The organism is Gottfriedia sp. ABJ_BB2_2 (assembly GCF_055484705.1).
Map to the genome: position 1 here is coordinate 64,891 of NZ_JBVFKR010000008.1, position 14,799 is coordinate 79,689.

The 14,799-nt window shown below is 32.8% G+C and carries 17 protein-coding genes; 10 read left to right on the forward strand and 7 right to left on the reverse strand.

What is annotated here, in order from left to right:
• Positions 1 to 6 precede the first annotated feature (6 nt).
• Positions 7 to 225 (reverse strand): hypothetical protein, encoded by a 219-nt coding sequence (locus ACX6U0_RS16355; RefSeq protein ID WP_464960945.1) that lies wholly within the window; start codon positions 223 to 225, stop codon positions 7 to 9.
• 173 nt (positions 226 to 398) lie between these two features.
• Between ACX6U0_RS16355 and ACX6U0_RS16360 the strand changes: the two genes are divergently transcribed.
• Entirely contained in the window at positions 399 to 1,319 is a 921-nt protein-coding gene (locus ACX6U0_RS16360; protein WP_464960946.1) for a Gfo/Idh/MocA family protein, read from the forward strand.
• 186 nt (positions 1,320 to 1,505) lie between these two features.
• Positions 1,506 to 3,446: an ATP-dependent DNA helicase gene (locus ACX6U0_RS16365; protein WP_464960947.1), complete on the forward strand. Its 1,941-nt coding sequence runs from the start codon at positions 1,506 to 1,508 to the stop codon at positions 3,444 to 3,446.
• Between the two features lie 80 nt (positions 3,447 to 3,526).
• On the opposite strand, the gene ACX6U0_RS16370 is transcribed toward ACX6U0_RS16365, so the two are convergent.
• Positions 3,527 to 4,147 carry an NAD(P)-dependent oxidoreductase gene (locus ACX6U0_RS16370; protein WP_464960948.1) on the reverse strand — a complete coding sequence of 207 codons (621 nt, stop codon included), beginning with the start codon at positions 4,145 to 4,147 and terminating at the stop codon, positions 3,527 to 3,529.
• Positions 4,148 to 4,279: 132 nt separating this feature from the next.
• Between ACX6U0_RS16370 and ACX6U0_RS16375 the strand changes: the two genes are divergently transcribed.
• From ACX6U0_RS16375 to ACX6U0_RS16390, 4 genes are all read left to right on the forward strand, one after another.
• A complete protein-coding gene (locus tag ACX6U0_RS16375) occupies positions 4,280 to 5,794 on the forward strand; it encodes a carboxypeptidase M32 (RefSeq protein WP_464960949.1) in 1,515 nt (504 codons plus the stop codon).
• Between the two features lie 177 nt (positions 5,795 to 5,971).
• A complete protein-coding gene (locus ACX6U0_RS16380; protein WP_464960950.1) occupies positions 5,972 to 6,523 on the forward strand; it encodes a dihydrofolate reductase family protein in 552 nt (183 codons plus the stop codon).
• 501 nt (positions 6,524 to 7,024) lie between these two features.
• Positions 7,025 to 7,966, forward strand: coding sequence for a S8 family peptidase (locus tag ACX6U0_RS16385; protein ID WP_464960951.1), 942 nt, complete (start codon positions 7,025 to 7,027; stop codon positions 7,964 to 7,966).
• A 179-nt stretch (positions 7,967 to 8,145) separates the two neighbouring features.
• On the forward strand, positions 8,146 to 8,631 hold the full coding sequence (locus ACX6U0_RS16390; RefSeq protein ID WP_464960952.1) for a cysteine hydrolase family protein: 486 nt from the start codon (positions 8,146 to 8,148) through the stop codon (positions 8,629 to 8,631).
• Between the two features lie 128 nt (positions 8,632 to 8,759).
• Here ACX6U0_RS16390 and ACX6U0_RS16395 read toward each other — a convergent pair whose 3' ends face one another.
• Complete coding sequence (locus tag ACX6U0_RS16395; RefSeq protein ID WP_464960953.1) at positions 8,760 to 9,065, reverse strand: spore coat protein; 306 nt, start codon at positions 9,063 to 9,065, stop codon at positions 8,760 to 8,762.
• Entirely contained in the window at positions 9,062 to 9,268 is a 207-nt protein-coding gene (locus tag ACX6U0_RS16400; RefSeq protein WP_464960954.1) for a hypothetical protein, read from the reverse strand. The genes ACX6U0_RS16395 and ACX6U0_RS16400 overlap by 4 nt, the downstream gene beginning before the upstream one ends.
• A gap of 167 nt (positions 9,269 to 9,435) precedes the next feature.
• Between ACX6U0_RS16400 and ACX6U0_RS16405 the strand changes: the two genes are divergently transcribed.
• From ACX6U0_RS16405 to ACX6U0_RS16415, 3 genes are read left to right on the forward strand one after another with little or no spacing between them, the layout of a single operon-like run.
• A complete protein-coding gene (locus ACX6U0_RS16405; protein WP_464960955.1) occupies positions 9,436 to 9,660 on the forward strand; it encodes a spore coat protein in 225 nt (74 codons plus the stop codon).
• 2 nt (positions 9,661 to 9,662) lie between these two features.
• The gene (locus tag ACX6U0_RS16410; RefSeq protein WP_464960956.1) at positions 9,663 to 10,025 is read left to right on the forward strand and encodes a spore coat protein; all 363 of its coding nucleotides are present in this window, start codon (positions 9,663 to 9,665) and stop codon (positions 10,023 to 10,025) included.
• A 16-nt stretch (positions 10,026 to 10,041) separates the two neighbouring features.
• Positions 10,042 to 11,178 carry a zinc-dependent alcohol dehydrogenase gene (locus ACX6U0_RS16415; RefSeq protein ID WP_464960957.1) on the forward strand — a complete coding sequence of 379 codons (1,137 nt, stop codon included), beginning with the start codon at positions 10,042 to 10,044 and terminating at the stop codon, positions 11,176 to 11,178.
• Between the two features lie 55 nt (positions 11,179 to 11,233).
• On the opposite strand, the gene ACX6U0_RS16420 is transcribed toward ACX6U0_RS16415, so the two are convergent.
• The 3 genes from ACX6U0_RS16420 to ACX6U0_RS16430 form a co-directional block, all read right to left on the reverse strand.
• Positions 11,234 to 11,758 (reverse strand): SRPBCC family protein, encoded by a 525-nt coding sequence (locus ACX6U0_RS16420; protein WP_464960958.1) that lies wholly within the window; start codon positions 11,756 to 11,758, stop codon positions 11,234 to 11,236.
• Between the two features lie 50 nt (positions 11,759 to 11,808).
• Positions 11,809 to 12,285: an SRPBCC family protein gene (locus ACX6U0_RS16425; RefSeq protein ID WP_464960959.1), complete on the reverse strand. Its 477-nt coding sequence runs from the start codon at positions 12,283 to 12,285 to the stop codon at positions 11,809 to 11,811.
• Positions 12,286 to 12,375: 90 nt separating this feature from the next.
• The gene (locus ACX6U0_RS16430; protein WP_087999461.1) at positions 12,376 to 12,687 is read right to left on the reverse strand and encodes an ArsR/SmtB family transcription factor; all 312 of its coding nucleotides are present in this window, start codon (positions 12,685 to 12,687) and stop codon (positions 12,376 to 12,378) included.
• A gap of 480 nt (positions 12,688 to 13,167) precedes the next feature.
• On the opposite strand from ACX6U0_RS16430, the gene ACX6U0_RS16435 reads away from it, so the two are divergent.
• Positions 13,168 to 14,712, forward strand: a complete 1,545-nt coding sequence (locus ACX6U0_RS16435) for a carboxypeptidase M32 (protein ID WP_464960960.1) — start codon at positions 13,168 to 13,170, stop codon at positions 14,710 to 14,712.
• Positions 14,713 to 14,799: the final 87 nt, after the last annotated feature.

The window sequence follows — 14,799 nt, forward strand, 5'->3', positions numbered from 1 at the left end:
GTAATGTTATAAATTGATTGATGGAACAATTCTAAAACCATGATTCTTTTCAAGAAGATGTGCTACGTGCCAATTTGTTTCTGCAGTGCTTTTATACCTTGTTACCATGTCATGGAATTCATCACTTGAGAAGCTATTCTCATGTTGTAATAGATAAATATCTCTTACTACACTTAAATCATCGTTTGTATCAAAATTAGATTGAATAAGTGAATACAAATACAATCAATCATCTCCTATACAATTATTATCATTTGATCATATTTAATAGTTTCCCCATATTAATTGAGTTCATTTCATATTTTTATGTAGCTTATGAGTGTTTACATAAACAATTTCAGGATAATTTGTTAAAATGACAATATATGAAGTTAAATCTGTTTAAAAGGATGAGATAAATGAAGAAACCACGCATTGGTATGGTCGGCTTAGGGAATATTGCTCAAAAGGCTTATTTGCCGATACTTACAAAAGAAACAAACTGGAGTTTTGAAGGTGCTTTTTCACCAAGTAAAGATAAACGCAAATCGATATGTTCACAATATCGTATTCAAGATTTTAGTAGCCTCCAAACGCTTGCTGATCAATGTGATGCAGTATTTGTTCATAGCTCAACTAGCACACATTTTGAAATTGTTTCTTTTTTATTAAGTTTAGGAAAAGACGTTTATGTTGATAAGCCACTTGCGGCTAGTATTGATGAATCTGAAAAATTAGTAGAGTTAGCGATCAAACATAATCGAAAATTAATGGTTGGATTTAATAGAAGATTCGCGCCTATGTATGTAGCGGCAAAAGAGCAATCAAAGAACATTGCTTCCATTCGTTTTGAAAAACATCGAATGGATAGCATTGGACCTCATTCATATGAATTCACAATGTTAGATGATTATCTTCATCTAGTTGATACTGCTAGATGGTTAGGAAATGGGGATTTGGATATAATCGATTCTACAATGAATGTAAATAATGAAAAGAGTCTTACATACGCTGGTCATTTATTTAAATCTGAATGTAACGTTCCTATTTTTACAGAAATGCATCGTAAGGCTGGAACAAATTTAGAAAAATTAGAACTAGTAACAGAAGGTGCGATCATACGTGTAAAGAACATGAATTCATTGGAAACGGAGTCAAATAACCAACTTTCGATTTCAACAAGTCCTTCGTGGGATACTACTTTAAAGCAGAGGGGCTTTGAAGATTGTATCAATCATTTTATCGAATGTGTTCAAAATGACCAAAAACCAGAGATTGATGGGGTAGAGGGTCTAAAGTCACAAATTCTGCTACATCAATTAATTGAACCAAGAATATAGCGTTGAAAACATCAAAAACTTAGTCTTTCTTTATATTTAGTGTGTATTATTGTACTTTTAGTAAATATTTTGTATGATAGCCATTAGAGACTATTTTTTAACATCAAAGTAACAACAAATAAATTAGTGAATGTAAAGTTCTCATAGAGAACTTTTTTCTTTTTAATTTACATTTTGGGGGTAGCAATGAGTACAACATCAAAATTACCTTTTGAGGTAGGAAAGCAAGATTCATTTATAGACAAGCTTGGGGAATGGATTGGAGATGTTTTTTACGATCTATTACCTGATGCTGGTTATGAATTAAGAGATGAACAAATTTTTATGGCGTATCAAGTCGAACGTGCTTTTAAAGAAAAGAAGGTTATTTTTGCAGAAGCAGGTGTTGGTACTGGTAAAACATTTGTTTATTTACTGTACTGCTTATGCTATGCAAGATATACTGGAAAGCCTGCGATTATCGCTTGTGCGGATGAGTCTTTAATTGAGCAGCTTGTTAAAAAAAATGGTGATATTGAAAAATTATCAAATGCATTAAATTTATCAATTGATGTTCGATTAGCAAAATCAACTACGAATTATTTGTGTCTGAAAAAGCTTGATATTCAGCGAACAGAAGATGAAACTTCAGATCAAGTTTTAGCTGTTTATGATAACTTACCAAGTTTTGTGAATGATTATGGAACACTACAAACATTTACACCATATGGAGATCGTACAGAATATAAAGAGTTGACTGATGAAGAGTGGGACACGATTTCTTATGATTATTTCCAAGATTGTTCAACATGTGATCAAAGACATCGTTGTGGACAAACACTTTCAAGAGAACACTATCGTAAAGCAACTGATTTAATTGTCTGTTCTCAAGAGTTTTATATGGAACATATTTGGACAGTTGATTCAAGAAAGCGTGAAGGTCAGTTACCACTACTACCAAATCCAAGCTGTGTCGTATTTGATGAAGGTCACTTATTAGAGTTTGCTAGCCAAAAATCATTAACATACAGACTGCAACAAGAAACTTTAAATACATTTCTTTCATTTCTAATGCAATCTGGTACTAGAGAGAGCTTCCAGGAATTATTAGAAGATACTTTAGAAACATATGATCAATTCTTTTATGAATTAGATAATAATAGTGTAGAAGTAGAAGGGTCTAAACGTTATCAATTAAACATGAATAATCAATTAATTTCATTAGGAAAACATCTAAAATCTCAAATCAGTAAAATTGGTGATGAATTAGTTTTCGAAAGTGAAATGTATACAATTGATGAATATCAATTAAATATTGTTGATGAACATTTAGATGATGTTGAGCGTTGTTTGAATTTATTTATTAATGAATCTTCGGCTATTCAATGGATTGAATATAACAAAAACGAATTAACGCTTGTTATTATGCCTAAAGCTGTTAATGAGTTATTACAAGAGAAAGTATTCCAGCAAAAAATGCCAATACTATTCTCGTCAGCAACACTTTCACAAAATAGTTCATTTGAATATATCGCAAATAGTTTAGGTATTAAGGATTATTTATCTTTTTCAGTTAATTCTCCATTTGATTATGAAGAACAAATGAAAATTGAATTAAACAAAATTGAAAAAAATAAAACAGATCAGAAAAACCGAAACATTATTGAAGCTTTAAAAAATAATAACGGAAGCTCTTTAGTATTATTTAATTCTTCAAAAGAAATGAAACAATTTAAGACGCTAATTGAACAAGAGAATTTACAATTCCCTCTATATTTCGAAGGTGAAGAAGAAATTAGTTCAATCGTTCAAAAGTTCCAAGAGGATCAGACAGCTTCACTATGTGCTGTTCATCTTTGGGAAGGACTTGATATTCAAGGGGAATCTTTAAGTCAGGTAATAATCCATTCATTACCATTCCCTCCAAATGATCCAGTGTTCCAATCAAAACGTCAAAATGCTGATAATCCATATACAGAAATAGATGAACCATATATGCTACTTAGATTACGTCAAGGAATCGGTCGACTAATTCGTAGTCATGAGGATAGTGGTAAAGTCATTCTCTTTATAGAAAATGATATACAGCAAGAGACTTATGATAAAATATTAAAAAGTTTACCTGTTGAACCAATAATAAAAAGCTAGCGAATGCTAGCTTTAGTTTGTAGAAGTACAAATACCTAAGAGATTCAGTCTGAAAGCTAGCGAATGCTAGCTTTTTTGTATTAATAACAAATCCCAACTCTTAACTTTCTATAATTCTCTTCAAAAAATTCATTCACTGCAAAATGAGCCGTATCTCCAGTTGATATACTTTTGCCATCAACTGGTAAAAAGTTTTCACTAACTCGATAATTTTTTGTCATTTTACCGTCTGGTAAGTAGGTTGGACAAACAATTGTCCAATTTAACCGACTACCATTTAATAGATGATATAACTTTTCATGATCAGTAGCTGCTGTTTTTGACTTGCGTTTTGATTCTGAACTCAAATAACGTAGAGTATTTGGTTCAACTCTAGATTGTAAAATTCCTGCTGTACCAATTGTAACAATACGCTTAATATGAAATTCTTCTAGAAGAGGAATAAGTATCTGAATTGATTTTGAAAGGGTTTCATTTTCATCTGTATTTAAAGCAGAAATAATACCATCAATACCTTCGATTGATTTTCTTACATCCTCTTTTTGTAAAACATCACCTTGTAAAATTTTGATTAATCGATTTTGATTTGTAAGTTTTTGTTTATCTCTTACCAATACAGTTACTTCATGATTCGCTTCTAATAAAAAATCAAGAATCTGTTTTCCGACTCTTCCAGTTGCACCTAATAATAAAATTCTCATATGAAACACCTCACCTAAAAAACATTGTACTATAAATGATTTAAAAATGTCCTACATAAAAATTGGAAGAATATAGTCATAAATATGATAGAATGGTAGTGAAAATATAGTTCATTGAAAAGAGGGAGAAACATGGAATTACATTTAGTACAGGAAAAGTTTACTGATTATTTAAAGAAAATTGAAAATTATAATGAAGCCATTAATGTAATGTATTGGGATTTACGTACTGGTGCACCAAAAAATGGTGCAGAGCAGCGCTCAAATGTAATTAGTCAACTTTCTTCAGAAGTATTCGAGATGACCACTTCAGAAAAAATGGACCAATATTTGATACGTCTTGAAAGTGAAATTGGTACAGGGCGATTAAGTGAAATTGTAGAGAAATCAGTTAAAGAATGTAGAAAAGAATTTGATTTAAACTGTAAAATTCCAAAAAATGAATATGCAGAATATGTTAAATTATGTGCTTTAAGTGAATCAGCATGGGAAGAAGCGAAAGATTCGGGAGATTTTTTAACATTCCAGCCGTATTTAGAGAAAATCGTTGAAATGAAAAAGAAATTTATTGAGTACTGGGGTTATACAGATAAAAAGTATGATACATTACTTAATTTCTATGAGCCAGGAATGACTACAAAAAAGCTTGATGAAGTATTTAGTAAAGTACGAGAAAGTCTTGTACCACTTGTTTCTAAAATTTCTAATTCTGGTGTTTCACTTCAAAGAGATGAATTATTTCAACCAATTTCAAAAGATATTCAAAAAGAAGTTAGTGAAAATGTATTACGTAAATTAGGTTATAACTTCCAATCTGGAAGACTGGACGAAACAGTACATCCTTTTCAAATTACATTAAACCCAGGCGATGTACGAGTTACAACAAAATACATAGAAGATAATTTTATGAGTGCTTTATTTGGTACGATCCATGAGTGTGGCCACGCACTTTATGAACAAAATCTATCATCTAATTTAATTGGAACACCATTATGTTCTGGTGCTTCAATGGGTATTCATGAATCACAATCACTATTTTTTGAAAATATGATTGGAAGAAGTTTAGAATTTTGGGAAACACAATATGAAGAATTAAAAGCACAAACAGGAGATTTCTTTAAAGATATGACTGTTGAAGAGTTCTATCAAGCAATCAACCATAGTGAACCATCATTTATAAGAATTGAAGCGGATGAATGTACATATCCACTCCATATTATGGTTCGTTATGAAATTGAAAAAGAACTTTTTGATGGTGATTTACAAGTTAAAGATTTACCAAAGGTTTGGAATGAAAAAATGGAGAAATATTTAGGGATCGTTCCTTCTAATAATCGTGAAGGAGTGCTGCAAGACGTGCATTGGTCTGGCGGTGACTTTGGCTATTTTCCATCTTATGCGCTAGGTGCAATGTATGCGGCTCAATTTAAACATAAAATGAAACAAGATCTACCAAATTATGAACAACTTCTTAAAAGCGGTGAGCTACATCAAATCGTTAATTGGCTTACTTTACATATTCATCAATATGGAAAATTAAAAAAACCTTCAGAATTACTAATCGATATTACTGGTGAAGATTTAAATGTTTCATACTTCATAGATTATCTAGAAGATAAATATTCAAAGCTTTATAAATTAGTTTAATAGAAATCATTTTTAGAATGAAAGAAAGAGTCGATCTTAAGATCGGCTCTTTTTTGTGAGTAAAATATTATCGATTTATAGATAGAATATTTAACCAATAGGCGAATATTTTTAGTTAGAATTCCATTAAATGTATTAATTAAGTAATTTCATTTTTTGGAAGGTGATGATTCTATTATGGCTGAATTAATTTACCATGTTGCTGTTTCAATAGATAATTTTATATCAGACAAAGGTATGCTTGAAGGAGATATACACAAATCACTCTTTTTATTTGATGGTGAACATGTTCCAGATTTTTTAGCAGATATACAACAATATGATGCAGTATTGATGGGGACAAAAACATATGAGTTTGGTTTTCAATTCGGTGCGAAACCTGGAGAACCTGGCTATAAGGGATTAAAGCATTATATTTTCTCAAATTCCTTAGAATTTGAATCAAATGAAGAGGTAGAACTAGTTAAAGGAGACGCGATTTCATTTATTGAACATTTAAAACAGCAAAAAAGCGGGAAATTGTGGCTATGTGGTGGAGGAGAATTAGCAGGTTCATTGCTAAAACATAAACTCATTGACCAATTAGTATTGAAAATTAATCCTATCTTAGTAGGGGAAGGTACATCACTATTTGGCAGTGAAAAGTCATGTCTTAAACTAGATTTAAAGGAAATGAAACTATATCCAAACGGAGTAATGAAATCTACTTACAATATTCAATATGTATAGGTAAATCTCATTTTCTGATTTGTAGATAAGTAATTATGGTAATTAGTAATTTTTTAAAACGAAAAAACAGTTGTAAACTGTGTAAGATGTTGATTTGTTAAGTTTTTCGAAGAAGCAAAAGATTTAAATTTACCTACTTTAAAGGTGATGGGTGCAAAAATATAGTTGAAACTTTCATTTTATTGAGCCTTTATTTTGTTTTAATAAAATGTACAAATGAAAGCTTAAATCACAAAGGACTGTTTATCAGTCCTTTTTATTTGTGATTTTCAGATAGTAAAAAATAGTAAAAAATCTAATTCTAAAGTGATAATTAAGATTATTTAATGATAGGTCAATCCTCAGTGGCTCTATCAAAATACCATGATAAAAGAGTCATTTTTTATGAAAATGCTTATTTGTTTATGAATTTACAAGGTAAAAAATGGAAAGACGGAGAATATTACAATAACCTCAAAGAATATGATCCTGATGTAAAAACCCAAAAAGGAGTGGATAAGCATGTCCAAGTTTAGGTTAATTCCTTACAAATTGGAAGAAGTTAAAGGGCGTACAAAAGAAGTACCTGTTGGTGTCCGTTTAATCGAAGCTGAGTCTATCTGGGAAAAAGGGTTTCAAGGGGAAGATGTGGTTGTTGCAGTAATTGATACCGGCTGTCAAACAGACCACTCAGATTTACAGGACCGTATAATTGGAGGGTATAACTTTACTGAAGACTATGGAGGAGATCCAAACGTATTCTTAGATAATAACGGTCATGGTACTCATGTTTGTGGTACAATTGGTGCCACTCAAAATGGACAAGGTGTAGTTGGCGTAGCTCCAAAAGTAAAGCTACTTGTTCTGAAAGTACTAAATGGTAGAGGAGAAGGTAGCGTAGAGGCTGTAACAAAGGCGATTGAATATGCAACATATTGGAAAGGCTGTAATGGAGAAACTGTTCGAGTAATTTCAATGTCATTGGGTAGTCCAGAAGATGACACTGGTTTACATGAAGCAATTCAAAATGCGGTAGAGCAAAATATTGTGGTCGTTTGCGCAGCTGGTAATGAAGGTGATGGCAGCGGAGATACAAGTGAATATAGCTATCCGGGTGCCTACCAAGAAGTTGTGGAAGTCGGATCTGTCAATCTACAAAAGCGTCTATCCTATTTTAGTAATACAAATGATGAGGTTGATTTAGTAGCACCAGGTGAAAAAATACTTTCCACTTATCCAAGAAATCAATATGCTTCTCTCTCGGGTACATCCATGGCAACACCACATGTATCAGGAGCAATTGCTTTATTGATTCATCAATATGAAGCTGAAAATAATGAGAAAATTACTGAGTCGGAAATCTATGAATTGCTAATTTCTCATACGATTTCGCTAGGATATTCTAAATTAGAAGAAGGAAATGGATTATTACAGCTCGGTATTAATGTCCCTGCTAAAAATTAAATGAAAATGAAATAGATAGAAGTCCCGTTAGGTATGTTTTGCTATCGGGACTTTTTTACGCTTCTATTACATTTATTCAAATAGTATGCCAAAAAAATAGAGGTTTTTTCGAAAAGATATGGAATATATTTCCTGATAAGTTGTATTGGCTTAATCAAAGATTTTATAGGGGGAAAAAAATGAAAGTCGGATTTTTAATTATAGACATGCAAAAAAACTTGCTGGATAAACAAAGAGAAGTGATGAATGTTGATGGCGCTTGTGAGTACATAAACTATGTTGCAGAGTTGATTCGTGAAAAAAATAATGTTGTCATTCATATTCAAGACATTGAGGGAGCAAGTGATATTGATGATGATTCTTTTTCAATTATTCCAGAAATAAAAGTGGATCAACATGATATTTGTATCAAGAAAGAGCATTCAAATGCATTTTGGGAAACTGAATTGGAACAAGTGCTACGAGACCAAGGTGTTAGCTTAGTGATTATTGCAGGCTTTGCAGCTGAGCATTGTGTTCTATTTACTTATAATGGAGCAATGGAAAGAGGCTTTAAACCAGTATTATTACAAAATGGAATATTAAGTACAAAAAGCGATGTGATTACTCAAACGTATCGTGATCGAAATATCGTTGCATATTCAGTGATACCATTTCTTGGCTAATTATGATGTTTATATAAAGTAATCGTAAGAAAAAAAGACCATTGCGGTCTTTTTTTGTTTTTGGTCAGGTTACAATCTACGACTATTGTTTAGGTGTAATTCAATAACTAAGGAACTAATTTTGTAGTCTATAATTTTTTACTTGCTAATTCTAAGGCTGTATTAGCCGTTGTTACATTAACTTTTGTTTGTTCGTTTAAATCGATTGGATGATAAAACCCCTTTGTAACCATATAGTTACTGATCAATTCATGTGTTTCTACTGCTACCCGTAGCTGTTGGCGTAATGTTTCTCTTAACTCTTTAGAGGCTGTTTCTGTTAAAGCAAATGCGAGATTCCTAACACCTGATTTTGAAGTAATTAAGAAATCAGTCGCAATTACTTGATCAGTCATTCCGCCCATGCCCGCTATATTCTGTAAGATGTTTGTCATACTTGATCACCAGTAATCGTTAGGAATTCTTTTAAACGTTGTATATGCTCATGACCATTTTTCGCATCATCTAATAGAATTGTTTGTAAGTCCAAATCTTGAACTAGTCCACTCATTGTGGCTGATTTTGTAAGGCATAGGCTTTTGAAAGTAATTAATTCATGTAATTCTAATGTTTCATGAAGTCCTAAAATTCTTTTCATTTTTTTCCTCCTAAGATATATATCCACACTATCTTCTGTTTTTACGAATCTTCTTATTCATATTCATTTCTGTTTTGCGATTTAATATTTCTGAATTTAAATACGAGCATAACAAACAGTAAGAATGGTGACATTACATATAATTGAGCATTGATGGAGGTGACACAGTGGAACAGGAAGGTTTGGCATTCCATGAGACAATGGAAGCTCATGAAATTATTAATTTTAAAACTGTTAGTTTATTAAAATCTAAATTAATGATGGGTATTTGTTTTGATAACGATTTGAAGCAATTAATGGAAAAAGATGTACAGCAGTCTATTGCTGCTTTAACAGAATTGAAAGGTTTTTATGAGGGAGCAAGAACCAACTATTTAGAGCGAGGTGAATAATCATGATAATGGATTACTTAGATCCACAAGGAGCCGAACATATGCCAGAAATGGCAGATGCCACATTTTCAACTGATTTCTTACTGTCTATTAAAAGTGGCATTCATACATATGCAATTGCAATCACTGAAACAACGAGTCCAAAACTACGAAATGCTTTCTATCGTCAAATGGAGCAAATGCTTGATTTACATGAAGAACTGACTGAATTGATGATCAATAAAGGATGGTTATATCCTTATGATGTTGGCAAGCAAGTTGAATTAGATTTAAAGTCAGTAGAAAATGCACTTTTTATAGCGAATATGAAATTATTTCCTAATGATACCGATCGACTCGGTATGTTCGCAACGCCGAATAAATGAAAGAGGGGAAATCACCATGAAAGCAGTAACGTACCAAGGCAATAAAAATGTACAAGTAAAAGACGTAAAAGACCCTGAAATACAAAAATCGGATGATATTATTGTAAAAATTACAACTTCTGCTATTTGTGGATCGGATTTACACTTAATTCACCAAATGATCCCTAATTTGCCAACCGATTATGTCATAGGTCACGAGCCAATGGGTATAGTAGAAGAAGTTGGTCCTGGCGTTGAGAAATTAAAAAAAGGTGACCGTGTAATCATCCCTTTTAATGTTAGCTGTGGTTCTTGTTGGTACTGTACACATGATATTACAAGTCAATGTGACAATTCGAATGTACATGGTGAAATGGGCGGTTTTTTTGGTTATTCAGAAACAACAGGTGGTTATGCAGGTGGCCAGGCTGAGTATATGAGAGTACCTTATGGAAACTTTACACCGTTTAAACTGCCAGACAATTGCGAAGTAGAGGATGAAAAATTAGTTTTACTTGCAGATGCAGCATCAACTGCTTACTGGAGTGTTGATAACGCAGGTGTAAAACCAGGGGATACAGTGATTGTTTTAGGATGTGGACCAGTAGGATTACTTACGCAAAAGTTCGCTTGGTTTAAAGGCGCAAAAAGAGTTATTGCAGTTGACCATTTAACTTACCGATTAGAACACGCGAAACGGACAAATAATGTTGAAACAATAAATCTTGAGCATCATGAAAATGTCGGTGAGTATTTGAGAGAAATAACAAAAGGCGGAGCGGATATTGTCATTGATTGCTCAGGAATGAGTGGAAAAATGACACCAATGGAATATCTTGCGTCAGGTTTGAAACTACATGGAGGTGCAATGGGTGGGATCGTCATTGCATCTCAGGCTGTACGTAAAGCTGGGACAATCCAAATAACCGGTGTATATGGAGGTCGATATAACGCCTTCCCATTAGGTGATATTTTCCAAAGAAATGTAAACATTAAGACAGGACAAGCACCTGTGATTCCTTACATGCCTTTCCTTTATAATCTAGTAAATGAAGGTAAAATTGATATTGGTGATGTCGTTACTCATATATTACCTTTAAACGAAGCAAAGCATGGATATGAAGTATTTGATACAAGAACAGATGGGTGTATTAAAGTAATTCTAAAGCCTTAATAAAAATTGAAGTTTACAAAATACCCACCTCCAATAGGAAGTGGGTATTTTGATATTATAATAAAACTGTTGCTAAATATTCCTCAAGTTGTTTGAATGTGCCACCGAAGCCTTGTTTCATTGATTCGTGCCCAGCTTCATATGATTTAATTTCTTCTTCAGTTGCATTAATAGGATTCCCTCTTAATGTCAGAGTCGTTTTTCCATCATGTTCTTTAAGCGTTAAAGTGTTATGAACTTCTAATGGCCATGGCCATGTCTCAGGAAACGGTGAACTAGTAATATTTCCATCTTTATCAGAGAATGAGTTTACAAATACAATTTTTTCTGGTTCTACAATCTCAACATATACAAAAAGTCCCCACATTTCAAATCCTTCAGGTGAACGCATACTATAGTGGAATTTTCCACCTGGTCTGAAATCTAAAGATTCAACTATAAGCTCTAAGCCGGTTGGACCCCACCAGTTTTGTAAATGTTCTTTTTCTGACCAAACTTTAAAAACTAATTCACGAGGTGCATCTAATACACGTGTAATCACAAGTTGACTTTTATCTACTTTAAATTGTTTTTCAATCATTATTAATTCCTCCAAATATCTTTGATAATGATATAGGTAATCAATACTGTTTATCGTTCAGAAATGTGGTTAGCAAGTCGATCTAAAGTCTGTTTGCCGCCTTCAATTGCACCAAATTCTATGACATGATTGCGCTCTTCTGCGGAAGCAAATAAAGTACACATCGTAAGTAAGGTTTTACCTTCGTTTTCCTCAAATGTAACTGTGACTTCAAAGGATCTTGGATCGTTCTCCTCGCCTGTACCATGTTTATAAACAAGTTTTTCCGGTTTTATAACCTCTAAATATTGAATTTGATTTGGATAGTCAATACCATCTGGACCGTGCATGATAAACGTCCAAATTCCACCTGGTCTTACATCCCTTTCCTGAGTTGTGATTGTAAATCCATTTGGTCCCCACCATTCTCCAATATGAACAGGGTCAGTAAAAGCACTAAATACAAGCTCTCTTGGAGCGTCAAACACGCGATTAATTGTTATTTGTCTGTCTTCCAAATTTAAGTGTCCATCAGTTAAGTGACTCATTTTATTCCTCCTTTAATTGTTAAACTAGAATTCCTTTCTAATAAATTTGAGTATAAAAACTAGAATCATAATTGCTGCAAATAAATTACGTTATTTACCTTGTAACTTTTTTAAATAATCATCCAATCGATCCAACTTTTCTTCCCATACGTGACGAAAGGATTCAATCCACGAATCCATCTCTTTAAGTGGTTGAGGTCTAAGTTTATAAATTCTTCGATTGGCAATTGGTTGAACCTCTACAAGACCAGCTTCACTAAGAACACGGAGATGTTTAGAAACTTGAGGTTGCTTTAGATCCAACTTTTCAGCTATCTCTCCAACTGAAAGTGGTCCGTCACGTAATAGTTCAACAATCTGTAATCTGTTAGGTTCTGCTAGTGCGATCAAAGTCGAATTCATAATTAGAATATACCTCATAAAGAATATTCCCGTCAAGGAATATTCGAGTTAGAATATTTTGTTACATTTTCGGATGTGACGAAGAGTATGGAGGGGACTTTCATAGTAATAAAGTTTTTTTATAGATTATAGGTTGTAGTATGTTCTAGAAATAAAACGCGTATCCAGAAAACCTTTTTTATACTTTTCAACCTGAATGTAGGTGGCACCTGTGTGATTTGCACGAAGGTTGAGACATCTGTGTGCAAGAAGGGTAGGCACATGAGAAACTGCAACATCCTGTAATAACGCACATGCATGAACCACACTGTGTGGATGGGAGGCTCAGCTCACGCCGCACGTAAAGGGAGTATCCTAAAGTTGTCTTTCATTAGCACATTCTTAAATATGTTTTGTCGATAATTTTTCAATCTGAGAAATCGTTTTTGTGTTACTATTTATTTGACTGAATTATTTGAAAATGTAAAGGTGGGTGTTTTAATGAGTTTGAAAGAGTATGAGGCTTCGTTTTTGGCATATGTTAAGAAATTATTAAACATTCAAGAAGCTATTAGTGTTCTTTATTGGGATCTAAGAACCGGTGCACCTAGAAATGCCGTTAATCAGCGTTCAAATGTTATTAGTCAATTATCATCAGATGTTTTTAAAATGAGTACATCAAAGGAAATGGAACACTATTTAATTACACTAGAGGAAGCGATTCAAGCTGGAAAGTGTTCATTAGAAGTTGAGAAGACAGTTGAGTTCCTAAGAAGAGAATTTGATCATAATACCAAAATACCTGTAGATGAATATGAAGCATATGTAAAATGCCAGGCAGAAGCTGAGAGCGTATGGGCAGAAGCCAAATCTGAAAATAATTTTTCCAAATTTGAACCTTACTTAACAGAAATAATCGAATATAAACGAAAATTTGTAGAGTATTTAGGATATGGTGATTCAAGATATGATACATATTTAAAACAATATGAACAAGGTATGACAGTAGCAAAACTGGATGAAGTATTTGCTGTTGTACGTGAAAAGTTAGTCCCTATTGTAAAAGCGATTTCTAATAGTGGGAAAAATTTTGAAAGAGAAGAAATGAAAGCGAATGTATCAAAACTAAAGCAAAGAGAAATTTGCGAAGATTTTTTAACGACGCTTGGTTACGATTTTAACTCAGGTCGCTTAGATGAAACTTCACATCCATTTGCTACAAATATTAACTTAGGTGATGTGAGGGTAACGACTACATATCATGAAGATTATTTTGCAAAAGCTCTATTTAGTACGATTCATGAATGTGGTCATGCATTGTATGAGCAAAACATTTCTAAAAGCTTAGAAGGATTACCGATTGCTCAAGGTGCATCGCTTGGGATTCATGAATCCCAATCACTTTTATTTGAAAAGATGATTGGTCAAAGCCTGGAATTTTGGAAGGCTAATTATGCCAAGCTTACAAAGCAACTAAATGGTGTGTTAGATGATGTAAGTCTAGAGGATTTCTACAAAGCAATTAATCATAGCAAACCATCATATATTCGAATAGAAGCCGATGAAATAACATATCCACTTCATATTATGCTTCGTTATGAAATTGAAAAGGACTTATTAGATGGAGTAATCCAAGTGAAGGATTTACCGGCAATTTGGAATAAAAAAATGGAAGAATATCTAGGCATCATACCGCCTACAAATCGTGAAGGAGTTTTACAAGACGTTCATTGGTCTATGGGGCTATTTGGATATTTTCCAACTTATGCGCTAGGTGCAATGTATGCGGCACAAATTAAATCTACTATGGAAAAAGATTTAATAAATGTAAATGAATTAATCGAATCTAATGATTTTCATTCAATACTTAATTGGTTAAAAATTAATATCCATCAATACGGAGCAACAAAAAGCCCTCAGGAACTATTAATAGATGTAACCGGTGAAGAATTAAATGTTCAATATTATATTGAATACCTTGAAAACAAATACGCAAATTTATATGGAATTTCTTTTTCTGAGCAGAATGTTGGATCAGAGACATGATTCTCATAAAAACAATCTAAAATGATGATGTAAATGAATATTTATTTAGCGAGTAAATATCTTGATCATCATAGACAATATTTAAAA

Excerpts from the sequence above, each read along its gene's own strand:
- ACX6U0_RS16360 (WP_464960946.1), top strand. The coding sequence starts at position 399 with ATGAAGAAACCACGCATTGGTATGGTCGGCTTAGGGAATATTGCTCAA.
- ACX6U0_RS16365 (WP_464960947.1), top strand. The coding sequence starts at position 1,506 with ATGAGTACAACATCAAAATTACCTTTTGAGGTAGGAAAGCAAGATTCA.
- ACX6U0_RS16370 (WP_464960948.1), bottom strand. The coding sequence starts at position 4,147 with ATGAGAATTTTATTATTAGGTGCAACTGGAAGAGTCGGAAAACAGATT.
- ACX6U0_RS16375 (WP_464960949.1), top strand. The coding sequence starts at position 4,280 with ATGGAATTACATTTAGTACAGGAAAAGTTTACTGATTATTTAAAGAAA.
- ACX6U0_RS16380 (WP_464960950.1), top strand. The coding sequence starts at position 5,972 with ATGGCTGAATTAATTTACCATGTTGCTGTTTCAATAGATAATTTTATA.
- ACX6U0_RS16385 (WP_464960951.1), top strand. The coding sequence starts at position 7,025 with ATGTCCAAGTTTAGGTTAATTCCTTACAAATTGGAAGAAGTTAAAGGG.
- ACX6U0_RS16390 (WP_464960952.1), top strand. The coding sequence starts at position 8,146 with ATGAAAGTCGGATTTTTAATTATAGACATGCAAAAAAACTTGCTGGAT.
- ACX6U0_RS16395 (WP_464960953.1), bottom strand. The coding sequence starts at position 9,065 with ATGACAAACATCTTACAGAATATAGCGGGCATGGGCGGAATGACTGAT.
- ACX6U0_RS16400 (WP_464960954.1), bottom strand. The coding sequence starts at position 9,268 with ATGAAAAGAATTTTAGGACTTCATGAAACATTAGAATTACATGAATTA.
- ACX6U0_RS16410 (WP_464960956.1), top strand. The coding sequence starts at position 9,663 with ATGATAATGGATTACTTAGATCCACAAGGAGCCGAACATATGCCAGAA.
- ACX6U0_RS16415 (WP_464960957.1), top strand. The coding sequence starts at position 10,042 with ATGAAAGCAGTAACGTACCAAGGCAATAAAAATGTACAAGTAAAAGAC.
- ACX6U0_RS16420 (WP_464960958.1), bottom strand. The coding sequence starts at position 11,758 with ATGATTGAAAAACAATTTAAAGTAGATAAAAGTCAACTTGTGATTACA.
- ACX6U0_RS16425 (WP_464960959.1), bottom strand. The coding sequence starts at position 12,285 with ATGAGTCACTTAACTGATGGACACTTAAATTTGGAAGACAGACAAATA.
- ACX6U0_RS16430 (WP_087999461.1), bottom strand. The coding sequence starts at position 12,687 with ATGAATTCGACTTTGATCGCACTAGCAGAACCTAACAGATTACAGATT.
- ACX6U0_RS16435 (WP_464960960.1), top strand. The coding sequence starts at position 13,168 with ATGAGTTTGAAAGAGTATGAGGCTTCGTTTTTGGCATATGTTAAGAAA.